Annotated in this window: 13 protein-coding genes; 9 read left to right on the top strand and 4 right to left on the bottom strand. The window is 47.2% G+C overall.

Annotated elements, in window-relative coordinates; translation table 11 throughout:
• The first annotated feature begins 40 nt into the window (after positions 1–40).
• Complete coding sequence (locus KNP96_RS04430) at positions 41–727, top strand: EcsC family protein (RefSeq protein ID WP_251135714.1); 687 nt, start codon at positions 41–43, stop codon at positions 725–727.
• Positions 728–819: 92 nt separating this feature from the next.
• Entirely contained in the window at positions 820–1,638 is an 819-nt protein-coding gene (locus tag KNP96_RS04425) for a tyrosine-type recombinase/integrase (protein ID WP_214768991.1), read from the top strand.
• Here KNP96_RS04425 and KNP96_RS04420 read toward each other — a convergent pair.
• Together KNP96_RS04420 and KNP96_RS04415 are read right to left on the bottom strand one after the other, a co-directional pair.
• Positions 1,607–2,458, bottom strand: a complete 852-nt coding sequence (locus tag KNP96_RS04420; RefSeq protein ID WP_214768986.1) for a tyrosine-type recombinase/integrase — start codon at positions 2,456–2,458, stop codon at positions 1,607–1,609. The genes KNP96_RS04425 and KNP96_RS04420 overlap by 32 nt on opposite strands.
• On the bottom strand, positions 2,455–2,889 hold the full coding sequence (locus KNP96_RS04415; RefSeq protein ID WP_029331656.1) for a sigma factor: 435 nt from the start codon (positions 2,887–2,889) through the stop codon (positions 2,455–2,457). The genes KNP96_RS04420 and KNP96_RS04415 overlap by 4 nt, the downstream gene beginning before the upstream one ends.
• A gap of 1,269 nt (positions 2,890–4,158) precedes the next feature.
• Here KNP96_RS04415 and KNP96_RS04410 point away from each other — a divergent pair.
• From KNP96_RS04410 to KNP96_RS04400, 3 genes are read left to right on the top strand one after another with little or no spacing between them, the layout of a single operon-like run.
• Positions 4,159–5,544, top strand: a complete 1,386-nt coding sequence (locus KNP96_RS04410; protein WP_214768983.1) for a TcaA 3rd/4th domain-containing protein — start codon at positions 4,159–4,161, stop codon at positions 5,542–5,544.
• 19 nt (positions 5,545–5,563) lie between these two features.
• Positions 5,564–5,986 (top strand): zinc ribbon domain-containing protein, encoded by a 423-nt coding sequence (locus KNP96_RS04405; protein WP_214767008.1) that lies wholly within the window; start codon positions 5,564–5,566, stop codon positions 5,984–5,986.
• Positions 5,983–7,713, top strand: coding sequence for a zinc ribbon domain-containing protein (locus KNP96_RS04400; RefSeq protein ID WP_214768980.1), 1,731 nt, complete (start codon positions 5,983–5,985; stop codon positions 7,711–7,713). Before KNP96_RS04405 ends, KNP96_RS04400 begins: the two co-directional genes overlap by 4 nt.
• A 46-nt stretch (positions 7,714–7,759) precedes the next feature.
• Here the strand turns inward: KNP96_RS04400 and KNP96_RS04395 are convergent, their stop codons facing one another.
• Both KNP96_RS04395 and KNP96_RS04390 read right to left on the bottom strand, forming a co-directional pair.
• Positions 7,760–8,443 carry a DUF1254 domain-containing protein gene (locus KNP96_RS04395; protein WP_214767012.1) on the bottom strand — a complete coding sequence of 228 codons (684 nt, stop codon included), beginning with the start codon at positions 8,441–8,443 and terminating at the stop codon, positions 7,760–7,762.
• Positions 8,440–9,195 (bottom strand): hypothetical protein, encoded by a 756-nt coding sequence (locus tag KNP96_RS04390; RefSeq protein ID WP_214767014.1) that lies wholly within the window; start codon positions 9,193–9,195, stop codon positions 8,440–8,442. Before KNP96_RS04390 ends, KNP96_RS04395 begins: the two co-directional genes overlap by 4 nt.
• Before the next feature lie 87 nt (positions 9,196–9,282).
• Here KNP96_RS04390 and KNP96_RS04385 point away from each other — a divergent pair, with 87 nt between their 5' ends.
• From KNP96_RS04385 to KNP96_RS04370, 4 genes are all read left to right on the top strand, one after another.
• A complete protein-coding gene (locus tag KNP96_RS04385) occupies positions 9,283–10,506 on the top strand; it encodes a hypothetical protein (protein WP_214767016.1) in 1,224 nt (407 codons plus the stop codon).
• Positions 10,507–10,525: 19 nt separating this feature from the next.
• Positions 10,526–11,431 carry a hypothetical protein gene (locus KNP96_RS04380; protein ID WP_214767018.1) on the top strand — a complete coding sequence of 302 codons (906 nt, stop codon included), beginning with the start codon at positions 10,526–10,528 and terminating at the stop codon, positions 11,429–11,431.
• Between the two features lie 123 nt (positions 11,432–11,554).
• Complete coding sequence (locus tag KNP96_RS04375; RefSeq protein WP_214767020.1) at positions 11,555–12,226, top strand: response regulator transcription factor; 672 nt, start codon at positions 11,555–11,557, stop codon at positions 12,224–12,226.
• On the top strand, positions 12,223–13,608 hold the full coding sequence (locus KNP96_RS04370) for a sensor histidine kinase (RefSeq protein ID WP_214768977.1): 1,386 nt from the start codon (positions 12,223–12,225) through the stop codon (positions 13,606–13,608). Before KNP96_RS04375 ends, KNP96_RS04370 begins: the two co-directional genes overlap by 4 nt.
• The last annotated feature ends 15 nt before the right edge of the window (positions 13,609–13,623 follow it).

Below are 13,623 nucleotides of genomic sequence, written 5' to 3'. Positions count from 1 at the left end.
TTTCCGTTAAAAACTGTTAGAAAAGAAGGGGCGATGAAGATTGGAGAAACCGAATTTTGATTTGATTAAAGTAAGCGAGTTACTCGACTGGGGGTATGAGAAAGCAACAAAGGGTGGTATGGGGATTGAGTCTGCATGCACACTTGCTGAAGAATACCGTGAAAAATATGGGGTTGAAAGAGGCATCGACAAACTGATTACTGTCCAAATCACAAAATGTGGCACTAGCGGTTTTTTAAGTGGACTAGGTGGGATTATGACATTACCGATTGCAGTTCCGGCTAATGTCTCTTCAGTTATATTCATCCAACTCCGCATGATTGCAGCAATTGCCCATCTTCGAGGCTATGACTTAAAAAGTGATGAGGTTCGGACATTCGTTTACACTTCATTGACTGGACAAGCGGCGGCCGATATTTTAAAAAGTGCTGGCATTAAAGTCGGTAACAAGGTGTCAGTCAACTTAATTAAAAAAATTCCTGGTGAGGTCATTAAACGAATCAATGCTGCTGTCGGTATGCGTCTTGTTACAAAATTTGGTGAAACGGGGGTTGTTAATCTGGGTAAGATGGTCCCATTAGTAGGTGGAATTATCGGAGGAGTATTTGATGTTGGATCGACTAAAACGATCGCAAAGGTAGCGAAAGTGATGTTCGTACAGGTCGAAGGAACAGTTGAAGTAGAAGATTACGAGGACTACGAAGAAATACTCGAGAACGAATCTTGATTGTTACGCTGAATTGGAAATCAAGCTGTTTGGTGCTTGAAAGCTCCTAAATAGGGAATTCTTCTACTACTACAATTAGAGGAGGACCAACCATGACCCACTTCGACTATCTCGAGCAGTATCTCCAAACGCACGCGACGTATTCGGCGCTGACGATCAAAGCCTACCGCAGCGATTTACGGCAGCTGAAGAAGGCGTGTGTCGAGTGGTCGGTCAAGTCCCTCCAAACGTATTTTAATCATGTCATCGGACAGTATAAACCGGCGACGGCATTGCGGCGATATCATGCGTTGATGGCACTCGGAAATGAACTTGTTCGAGTGAAACGACTCAAGGTCAATCCAATGAAACAAGTTCGACCGATCGTCCATCAACACGTCCGGCAACGGGACGGTTATCCGTTGCTTGCGGCAATCGATGTCATCCGGCAAATCAAGCATCCGACGTACCGTCTCTTTTTCGAACTCATCAGCCAAACGGGCCTCCGCTTCATGGAGGCCCGTTTGTTGTCGATCGAAGACATTCAATTTACAACGGCGACGTTACTCGTCCGGCATGGAAAAGGACGACGCTTGCGAACCGTACCGCTCGGGCGCCATTTGGTCACGAAGCTAAAAGCGTTCATTGGAGATCGCGCGACAGGGTACGTTTTTCGCTCCGTCCGTGGCAAGGCAATCCACGAACAAGGGGCGCGGGACGCGTTACGGAACCAATCGCTCGCCCGGTCGGGTCATGTACTCCGTCCGCATGATTTACGTGTCGGCTACGCGACTTATCTGTACCAGACGGCAGGCTGTAAGTTACTCGAGATTCAACGCCTGCTCGGACATGCCCGGTCGGAGACGACGGAAGGCTATATCTTGAGCCAGGAGACGAAACTCAGACAAGTCGTCGATGCCTTGTCGGCGTAAGGCGGTTGATCGACGAACGGGCGACTTCAGCCGACGGCAAGATGTACTGTTGCGTCGTCTTCGCGTCACTGTGACCAAGCAACCGCATGACCGTCAGTAAGTCGGTCTGGTGTTCGCGGTAAAGGGTCGTCGCGAACGTCACCCGGAGGTCGTGCGGACGTAACGTCCGGCCGAGCAACACTTCGCTCGCCTGCCGCAATTGTTTCCGTGTCGTGTCGGGACGTAACCGCCGTCCTTGATCGGTCAGGAATAAATATTCCCCGTCCGGTCGTTCCGTCTCGATGTACCGCAACAGGACGTCCGTCAATTCGTCGTTCAACGGGACGAAACGGGATTTGTCGCCTTTGCCGTGGCGGACGAACAGTTGGCGCTCCGTAAAATCGAGATCGGCACACGTCAATTGGTGGGCTTCACTGAACCGGAGTCCGGTATGGAGCAGTAAAAAGTAAAACGCATACGTCGCTTCATCGGTCAGCGTGTCGATGACACGACGGGCATCCGGATAGCTGAAGGCCGTTCGCAGTTTCGGACTCGGACGAGCCGGTTTCTTAATCTGCTTGAGGGGATTTTTCGCAAGTGATCGCTCCGCGACGAGGGCATCGAACAAGGTCGCTAAGGCATGGATCCGCCGGGCGACGGTCGTCGGGGCATAGGTCGTGTGAAGCAGTGTGATGTATCTTCGGAGTGACGGAATATCGAGGGCCGTCGCATGACGACAGAGGTGGCGGACGTCCGAGCGATAGGCTTTTTTGGTCAGGCGGCTGTAGGTGGGGGAAGCCTCAATCAAGGCGAGTAAGCGGTCGAGGTAGAACGTCATCATAGGAGGATGCCTTCGACTTTCCGCTTCAAGTCTGACTTGAGGGAGCGCAGACGGGCGTCGGAGTAGCCGAGTGTTCCTTCCGTTCCAGCGATCATTGCCTGAAGGAAAGTGAATTCTTTCGGGGAGAGGGCGTGTTCGAGTTCGTTCAGCAAGTAAGGGAAGGAAACAGTTTGTTGACGAGGCAATTCCGGTAGGGTTTCGACAGCGACTTCGGTAGTCAGTGTGCGGGTCCGTTTGGCGAGATAGTCGAGCATTGCGCCGCGCGCCCGAATACGGACGAACGTGATGGATAATTCCTTACCAGATTCGATGGATGTCCAGAGACGGAGCAACGCTGCTTGTCGGCATTCATCGTGTTCGTTCGGGTGGATCGAGAGGCGGTGCAGGAGTGAATTAATCAGAGGGAGCCAGTGGTGTAAGGCTTCATTCATGGGAAGGATCCAATCTTTCGGATATGCATATCGAAGGGTATTCCGCGGTAGTTTTAGTATAAGTAGAGTTATCCTCTCTTTTCAAACCATCTTTTTTGAATCATGCCAACGGTTTTCTGAGCTTTCAAAAGCCGTTCGTCTCGTTTTCCAACTAAATATCGACGATTGACCGAGGCAAACCCTTGTCTTGTCGCGCGTCGCTTCAGGATAACTCTACTTATCCTCGGGGGTGTTCGGAAAAAAACAAACGGATAATGCATGCTGTTATACATGAGACAGTTTGTCAAATTAAGTGCAACACCTCTTCCGAGAAGACCTCGTATACAATTTTTCGGTTGATACATTTTCTTTATATGCGCACGGATCCAGGATAGCGTTTGAGCGAATTCAGAACGACTGAGCTTGCTAAAATCTGCTTCCTTCTGTAAGAATTCATGGAAAAAACTAATAGCGTTTTTGTTACTCCGACATTGCCGGGAAGAGTACGAATCAGTGAAGTACGTGGATACTCCTAACGTTTCGCAAATGACAACTGAACTCTTTCCCACGGTCTGTCGTCGCAGTCTGAAGTGTTCCGGCAGGGAAAGAAGCATGGAGTGTATGAATCGCCTCTTCCATTAAATCAAAAGAACAGTTAGACATCGATAACGTAATTGTAGAAACGACTCTTTCGCTTCAGAAGGGTGTTTGCTGATTGATAGTCTGATATTGAAGCGTCTCTGCGCGCTTCGCGTGGTTTTGGACGCAGAAGGCCAGCATGAGCCTTGATAAGGTCATTCCAGATCCCACGATAAATCGCTTTGAATGATGGTTGGTCCTCTTGGAATAAACGTCCTGTAATCTGTTTGATTGACATAGTAAGCATCTTAGTGCGGATTTGGCCTCGGTTCTTATGAAATCATAGAGGGATGATGCTCAAGGCATTTAGCAATCTTTTGAATCGAGGATCTTAAATCGAGATACGTCTCTATCTACAATATCAGTAAAAAAGCGTTGTTTTGGATTGACTACGTTATAAAAAGAAATCTCCGCTATTTGGTGTTTCTGCGACAAATCTATGATTCCTTTCAACCTTTTCTCCTTTAGGAGTGAAGGTTTTTTATACAACATGAGTTTTTTTGATGAAGATAATAACTTTTTACATACATTCACAAAAGTATGTAATTAATAATTTTTTACAATAAATAGTAAATGTAATAAAAACGTGTTAGAATTTTCTATGGTTATTTTTTACTAATCAAAATTAAGAAATAGAGAGGGAGATTTGTCATGGCATGTGTGAATTGTTCGGATGCTGCAAAACGTGGCTTGAAGTTTTGTCCGAGTTGCGGTGATGAATTGGAACATCATGTAGAACAAGTAGAACCAGTAGAAAAAGAACGCGACGTCAGACCGGTCCGTCCTAATAAAATGAGTAAGTCTGCAAAGGCCATTCTTTTAACGGTTGGATTATTGGTCGTAGCAGGTGGCGCGTATTATGGACTCGCGACACAATGGTTCACGGTCGAGGCGACGACGAATCAGGTGCGGGATGCGATTCGCTCAGACGATGCGATATTACTCGCTGAGCATACGCAGTTCAATGGAAAGCCAATTGATCAGAAGATGGCGCAACGTTTCTTAGATGCCTTGAAAGAGACGCCAGAGCAAAAGAAATCATTCATGGATTATTTATTAATGGCTGGTGCTTCAATTCAAGCAGAAAACGAAAGTGACGTTCCCGGTCAAATCGTAGCAAGTGGTCGTCAACTCGGGATCTTTAAGGATTACCGTTTACGCCTCGATAGTGTTAAAACGGAAGTCATCAGTAACTTTAAAGGAACGAAGGTCACGCTCGTGAATCCGGTCGGAACGGAAAGTAGTAAAGCGTCGGCGGAAGGTATCATGATGGACGGTGTCTACCCGGGATTAATGGATGCCAAAGTCGCGTATGACGGCGAATACGGAAAAGAGTCGAGCGATGTCACAATTAATCCATTGACGCTTGACGCTGCAAATCGAAAATTTGAAATCACGTTAAAAGGAAATGCGATCGAGCTCGATCAGACGTATCCGGATGCCTTTTTGATCGTTGATGGAAAGTCGACATCTAAACAAGTATCGGATTTGAAGAACTATGGACCGATCCCGAAGAACGGCATCAAACTCTCGATTGAGAATTCATTCCCATGGGGGGAGGAGACATCGGATGAGATTGTCGTCAAACCGGATACCAAAAAAGCGACGTTCACGTTCGAACCATCAGAAGCCGTGCTGAACCAACTTCAAGGAGTTGTCGAGCAGCATGCGTCCGACTGGGTCGATGCGGCAACCTATCAGGATACGAGTTATTTCTCGCTCGTGGATGATGCGTCTTACCTTGCGAAACAACAAAAGAACTATGACGATTGGAGCCGAAAGGACTTGGAGTGGGACGGAGAGTTCATGAATGCATCGATTGATCGTTCGTCAGCGAAGTTTGTCGAGTACGGGAATACGGTCGGCATCGAAGTCATGGCGACAACATATATTCGAGGTGAACTGTATACGTATGCGAGTGAATCACCAGGAAAGTCAACATCGAAGTCACTCTTCCGCTATCTCTTCACATATGGTAGTTCAGAAGATAGCTATAAGGAAGGGTTCCGAATTCAACAGGCAACGAACATTAAATAAAAATAAGGGGGCAACAAAGATGATGGATTGGCAAACAGTCAAATCACGTTTTCAAGGGATGACAGCAAAAGAATTACAGGATCAGGCGGAGCAGGCACGACGTGAAAAAGGACGCTTGTTGTATGAAATCGGAGAGCGTCATTACATGAAGCTGCGGAGCGAAGGACGTCGTCAAGAAATCGAGGACATTCTTGCGCAAGAAGTACTCGTGTTCGGTGCATTGTCACGGATTGATGAGATGGAAGTCGAAGCTGCACAAAAACAATGTAAGTCATGCCGGACACCACTTGAGCCAGGCGCGAAGTTCTGTGGTAAATGCGGCACGTCCGTCCCGCGTGAGAACGAACAAGCGAAAGTCGCATGTACGACATGTCATACGCCACAACGTAATGATCAGCATTTCTGTACATGTTGTGGATCGGAAATGGGGCAACGCGTATGAAGTATTGTTCGACCTGTGGTCAAGCACATGCTCCCCACGCCCAGTATTGCGAAGTAGACGGAACGTCACTGGATAAGCAAGCCCGTCCGATCCGTTTCGAACAAGCAACCCATTTCTGCGTCGGGTGTGGTACACAAATGGATGGTCGTGCGTCCTATTGTCCGAATTGTGGACATTCGCGCCTTATCGCGGCGACGTCAGAAGGCTCACTTGTGGATCGCCTTCCGGGTATGGACGACATTCATAAGAAGTGGAAGTCACAGGATTGGAATGTGAATCTTCCATGGAAAGAGCGCGGACAATCGTTTTTATCACGATTCAATCTATCGCTTGGGAATCCGAGTCTTGTCATCGGTAGTATCGCTGCCGTCATTTGTTTTGCTGCAATCATCGTCTTATTGTTCATCATGCTTGGTCTCCTCAGTGATAACCCGGCATTAGAAGGAATCAAGACTGTTCAACAAAACATGGGGGATGATTTTAGTACATTCGGTATGTTCTTCTTCCTTGCCTTCGTTGCCCTTGCTGGTCTCCAGCTCACATCAAGTGAAGACTTGAAGTCACGTTTCCTTACAGAAGTGGTAGGTAACGATGCAGAACAGTTCTCTGATATTCAAAAAGCTATCGATCAACTTGATTTTCATATTTTCTCAGGACACTTCTTGCTGTCCTTACCGGGTCTGCTTCTATTAATCGGGAGTGCATGGTTACTGGAACGAGGTGGTGTCATCGGGATCAAGGCGACATCATGGAATGAACGAATCGAACGTGCTGTCATTTTTGCCCTGACGTTATCGTTAATCACGCTGGTCGTCGGATTGCTCGCGACAGACTTCGGTATCTTCGATCTACATCTGGTCACAGGAATGCTTCGGATTTTCCTTCTATCACTTGGTGGTGTCCTGTTGTTCCAATTCATCGGTCAAACGAATCTGCACGGTTCTTGGCAAGTTGGACGAATCGCTGCGACGACATTAATGAGCGTCTATTTGTTCGGTGTCCTGCTGACGTCGTTCGGACAACTGTATTATCTAAACGAGCTCGATGAAATGGACGAAGTCGAATTTGGTGAATCAGCAAGTCTCGTCCTGTTGAGTGGCGCGTCTCCGCTTTACGCGATGTCACAAGCGGGGCAAGTCGACTTCAAGATGACTGTTTTGACGGAAGACTTCCGTTTAGGTGCTGCCTTATATGGCGAAGACCGCTTGAGTGATCTGCAACGACCAGTGGAAGAAGCAGGAGAAGCTTCGAATCTGAGTCGGATTCAAGGAATCATCGGTAACCAGATTGAAAACGGAGAAGATCCAACACTCGATCCGAAAGTGACACGTTTTGATGAAACGGTGGATGTTGGACTCTTAACACGTTTCGCGCAAATCGCGAATGCCTCCACTCCATTTGAAGAAGAGCAATTGCTCAGTTCAAGTGTTGCTCCGTACGGCTTGATTGCTCTTATACTGATGTTCGTTATCCATATCGGAATCGGATTCCGTTGGATTCGGACGTTACCTAATGTGGTGATTTATGCTGGGGTCTTTATGATCGGTGGACTCATTCTAGCTTACTTCACACAAACGCGGTTTGAACTGCAATGGGATAACGATATCCTAGCCGGTGTCGTCGTTTCTACTTTGACATGGTGGAATGCGTTCATGCTTTTCCTGTTCCCATTCCTCGGTGGATTAGTGGGGTATGGATTGAACCGCTTCAAAGATACAAAAGGATGATTCCAAACAAAAACGCTTGTCTCCGTTTGCGAAGACAAGCGTTTTATCATAAGGATTGTTTGGTCGTCTGTTCAAAGTCGATTGTCGAGTCTTTTTCAATGCCGGAATCTCGCAATGTCAGACTACCGTCCTCATTAAACTGGATTTCTAAAGAGGACTCGTAAAAGTAAAGCATCAAGCTATTGTCGGAATTAAAACGTCCGCTATACGTATAGTCATCGAGTGGCTGTCCTTCATAATCGAGGGCATCATGGATTGTCAACGTCGCTTCGCGGTTTGGACGCGTCACGACATCGATTGTCGCACTCGTATAATCTTGCTCGTACTCGCCTTGATCACTCGTCGAGTATGAATAGGTACCCGCCACGTCACGAAACGTTTTTTCGACCTTACCAAGTGTCCGGTGGTAACGGGCCGCTTCGTTCGCAAGTGCTCGGTCACCGAACGTCTGATTCATGACCCGTTCCGCATAACGAAGGGCATCCGTCGTCTGATTCATGAACAAGGCAGCTTCCAAATCGTGAAAAGCTTCTTGTTGCTGCATCAGTGCGATCAGACGTTTGTCTGTTGCACCTTCCGTACGAGCTTTCTCGCGCCATTGTTGTTCTTCGAAAAGGTCTCCGGCGAGTGTACTTTGAGCGCTTTGCTTCAAGTAAATCTCTGCTGAGTCGTTACTACAGCCACTGAGTACGATAGCTGTGAAGAGAAGAGGAAGTACACGTGACATCATGATGTAGTCTCCTTCTTGAAAGTTCGTTTCACAGAGGTAATGCTGTACCGGTCGTCATCGAACGTAACCTCATATTCGACGATAGCACGATAGAAACGTTTCTTTTCTTCGTCATTACTAAAATGAAGTAGAGCATACGTCTCGGTCGTTTCAACTCTGAAATCATTTTCGTTGAGGGCTTCTATATGATTGAATGTCATATCTTTTAATGTGATGTAACTATATGGATCTTCTTCAGGCACCTCAAGTAAATCACTGAAGTGGTCTCGCTCATCTTCTGTTAAATCGTCTTCACCGTAGAATAAATCAGCATAGGAATTGTAGTCCTCGATGGTGGAATCGTAGTAATCCCAGACACCGTCTTCTCCATTATTGAGCAAGGGAAGACGCTGGGCGTAACTGGTTAGGAACTCGTACAAGGAATCTGCTGAGGCTGCATCAAACATGAGGTAATCCTCAAGGTCTTCATCATCTAGTTGATTACGTTGTGTCGCTGAGGCACCTTCCGGCAAGACTTGATCGATATCGGCCGCTGCATGTGTCAGCTCACTTGTCTTAAATAACGGTTGTGCAGCTTGATATTTGAGATAACCGAAAGTTCCTCCACCAATGCAAAGCAATACAATCAGCAATCCGATAAACCAGGATTTTTTTGAGGAACGGAATCGCGTGTGACGATTTTTTTGACCACATACCGGACAGTAAATCATTTGATCATTCATCGGGGTCTGGCAATTCGAACAATGTGACATAAAAAAGCACTCCTTTCTTACCTTCGTCATTATAATGTAAAATAAAGATAAAAAATAACAATTTTTTGAACAAAAGGAGAGGGAATCATGGATCCATATGAACGATTAGGAATATCGCGTACCTCATCGATGAAAGAACTGGAGCGCGCGTATGCTGAAAAGCTAGAAATACATCCGGAGGAGTCCGAAGAGCGGACGGAAATCGAACGGGCATACGTCGTCATTAAATACGAAAAGAAACAAAAGAATAAACGGAATAAAAGAACAGTAGGCATTGGAGCAATCGTTCTGTTGCTCGCTGCAGGAGGTGGAACTTATGTCTTTTTGAATCAGGAAGAGACGCCTCAGGCGGTCGAACAGAAGAAGCAAGATGCTTCGTTCGTCATTGGTGAAGAAGAGAAGGCAAGTCAGGAAAAAGCGGAAACGAAATCAACGGAGTCGACGAAGAAATCAGACTCGAAGGAAGTGTCCGATCAGGATTATAAGAACATTCAAGATATTTCAGCGCTCTTTTTCCGTGAACTCGAAGATGCTCTGACGGAGCGGAGTGTCAAAGGACTATCCGTCAGTACGAATACTTATAATCAGAATTTCCAAGGTAGTTTGAACGATCTGGTCACAGGAGGTTATATCTTTGACGGTGAACTGACGGTCAACGACATTCCTCAAAACGATATTACGATCAAAGGAGATAAGGCGACGGTCAAAGCAACGGTCGACTATTCCTCGCGATCCTATCAGCCGTATTTACACGAACGCCCTGAGGGCAGCACGATCGTCTGGGAACTGAATCTTGTGAAGTCAGGTCAAGACTGGCTCGTCGATCAGCGGAAATCGCTATCGGATTCGGCGACAGGCAGAGGTATGGAAGTTCGGGAGTCGGTTAAAGAGGATATCATAGGCGCCGTACATCAGCATGCGAAGGAATGGGAGCAGGCGTATATCGATAAAGACACGTCGGCGTTTACTTTGTTTACATCGTCTGCGTATTTGAGTAAGCAACAGAGTTACTATGCTAGCATGAATAAAAGAGGCGTCTATTGGGAAGGATACTTGGACGAAATCGAGTATTCACCAGCATCGATCAATGTTAGTGAAGTAGCAACTGATCTGAGCGCGACTGTCGAAGCGCTTTGCTATTACGAAGGTGATTATTATAAAGAAGACGATGATTCACTCGAAGAGCGTGATCCAGGAGAAGATGTTCCCTTCAAGTATTATCTGAAATATAACTTAGATGACGAACGCTGGTATATTGTTGATTCGGAAGCACTGAAAACCTTTAGTCATAACGATACGACGACGTATTAAATCGAAGGAGGAAATCCGGATGAAAAAAGTAGTTATAGCAACATCACTGGGTCTTATCATCAGTACACTACCGATAGCAAGTGATTCGGTAGCGGCACTTAGTAAGACAGAGAAATCAATTGTTGATCGACAAATTGCCGCTTTGAAGAAAAGTAAACTATCGGGTGGATATAAACCAATCGATGTCCGATCCGTCTATCTACTTGGTGGAAAGTATCCCGAGACGTTTACGCTGTACGAACGATTCAACTCGAATACGTACATGAATGATGTTATCGGTAAAGCCCAAAAGTATGACGCGAAAAAGAAGAAATGGACGACGATTTATACGTATACGGATCGAGATACAGACTACTATGATGTCCGGGCGAAAGGAAAACTACTCGATACGAAAAAAGAACAGTTAGTCATTGGACCATCTGGTGGAAGCGGGGGTTACATCGTGCCGATCCTGATTGGTTCAACAGATGGTAAGACGATCAAAAAGATGTTCGAATCAAAAGAAGCATACCCATTCGGTCGGGCGCTGATTAAAGATAAAAAACTCTATGTCGGTTCAATGACGATTGTCCATGATGTCTATTCCTACAAAGGGAAGGCACTGAAGCATCGTGCCGGTACAGGAGCGGATGACCGGATTGTTGCCGGGAAGGTCTCTAACTATATGACGCTCGATTATTATGGCGGCAGCACGCATCTGACGAGTGGTAAAACGATGACACTCAAAAAAGGACAACGTTTCGGAATTGTTCGTAAATCGACGAAGGATACGAATCCATACGTCTATCGGGCATTTTCTTCAGGAGAAGGAAAGCTACAACTCGACGGGTACGGATTTAAAGCGATTAAGACTGGCGTCGAAAAATGGCACTTCGAACCAGACGCATATAGTGATGCTATTACGATGAAGTTTACAGTAAAATAAGTGCGAGCCAGTTGCTGATTGCTTTCAGGAGCTGGCTTTTTCGTTTGTTCTTCCAGTGTGATTGCAAGCGATTTCATGATACGCTGGGGGACAGAAAAACCTGTCCAGAAAGAAGGAATCCCTATGCATATTCTTGTCATCGATGATGAGGCGAGCATCCGGCATCTCGTCAAACTACAACTCGAGCTCGATGGTCAAACGGTCGAGTCGGCAGCTGATGGAGCAGCAGCGCTTGCCCTACAGACAACGCAGACATTTGATTTGATTGTCCTCGATTTGATGCTTCCTGATACGACCGGCTTCGATTTGATTCCCCGTCTTCGAAAGACGACGCCTGACTTACCGATCTTGATGCTGACGGCGCGTGATCAGATGAATGATAAAATCATCGGGCTGCAGCTCGGAGCAGATGACTATATGACAAAACCGTTCAACGGAACAGAGCTCGTCTTACGTGTGAAAAATCTGTTGAAACGCGCGAAATCTCTAGCACCACCTGTACCCATCGTGACGGATCCGTTTCTGTCCGTTGATCCGGAAGAACGGGTCATTCGTTTAGACGGACAACCATTGCCACTGACATACCGGGAGTATGCGTTGCTCGCGCTCTTCCTGACGCATCCGAAACGTGTCTTCGAGCGTGATGAACTGCTCGAACAAGTCTGGGGTTTTGATTTCTCTGGTCAGACCCGTGCTGTCGATATCATGGTCCAGCGTTTGCGGAAGAAACTCGGAACGCAAGGCGAACGGATCAAGACGATTTACGGCGTCGGCTACAAGTGGATCGACGCATGAAGCTACGCCAGGTCATTACGGAAAACTTCGTCTTGCTTCTCGTTCCGGCACTACTCGTCCTCTTCTTGATTCTCTACGCCTTCATTCAATCGAACCTGTACGAGAACGCCGTCGAGTCCGTCCAAAAACTGAGTCGGGAAGCCGATCTCTATACGACGAATTACCTCGCAAGCGAGGAGACGGACGCGCTCGCCGATACGGCAGTCCCGATTGCTTCGTATCTAGCGGATCGGTTCGATGCACGCGTTCAACTGTTCGGACCAAACGCGGAACTGCTCGCCGATTCGGAGCGTGATCAATTACCGCTCCTCGCTAGTGATATCGATCAAGCATTGAAAGGGAAATCGAGTTATCTGTTCCTCAAGGAGACCGATGTTCCGATGCTGTTTTTCTCAAGTCCACTGTACGGCAAGACGGACGTCATCGGATCGGTCCGTTTTCTCGTCGATCTCCGGACGGAAGCTGAACTGCTCCGGCAATTCACGTATGTCTTCGCCGGTGTATTTCTGATCTTGATCGTGATTGCCGTCTGGACAGCGCGCCGGATGGCGAAGACGTTGATCGGACCAATCGACGATTTACGGAGCGTATCGCATGCCTTGACGAAAGGGCACTATGCGCATGCGTTGCCCGCGTATCCGTATGAAGAACTGAATCGACTGGCGGCAGACTTCTCGACGCTTGCTGACGCAATCCAACATAACATCGGACAGCTCGAACAACAAAGAAGCGACCAACAGACGTTCATCGATCACATCACCCATGAACTGCGAACACCGATGACGGCGATCATGGGCTATGTCGAGTTGATTCCGAAGCTGCCGCCGGATGAAGCTGCGAATTGCTATCACTATATCGAAGTCGAAAGTCAGCGATTGCTACGACTCGTCTCACATAATCTCGAGCAGGCAAAACAGCAACGTAATGAACGCCAGGTGACGTCGACGATGTTCGCGCTCGATGCTTTGCTTATAGACGCCTTATTCATCATGCAACTGCGGCTCGATGGACAAGGGATCCAAGTTGAACGAGAGGTTCCGTCTATTTACGTGCTCGGGCAACCCGATCAGACGAAACAGGTCTTGTTGAACTTACTTGAGAATGCCGTCAAATATAGTGATGCGATGACGGTGACGTTTGCGGTACTTACCACGAATACGACGTTGCAACTTATCATGACGGATGATGGAATCGGTATTGATCCGGTGGTCCTTGCAGAATGGGAAGAAGAACAGCACAGTCTGACGAGTGCGAACGGAAATGGACTCGGTCTACCGCTCTGCCGGCGTTTGATGCAAGAACAAGGTGGCGACTTCACGCTTGAGAGTGATACGAGTGGGACACGCGTTATGTTGACATTCCGCTTAGCGAACCAGACGTAATGTAATCGCTTACAA

The organism is Exiguobacterium sp. s133, assembly GCF_018618595.1.
Classification (GTDB): domain Bacteria; phylum Bacillota; class Bacilli; order Exiguobacteriales; family Exiguobacteriaceae; genus Exiguobacterium_A; species Exiguobacterium_A oxidotolerans.
The sequence above is the reverse complement of the archived record's forward strand: the minus strand, read 5'-3'. Positions and strand labels throughout refer to the sequence as shown.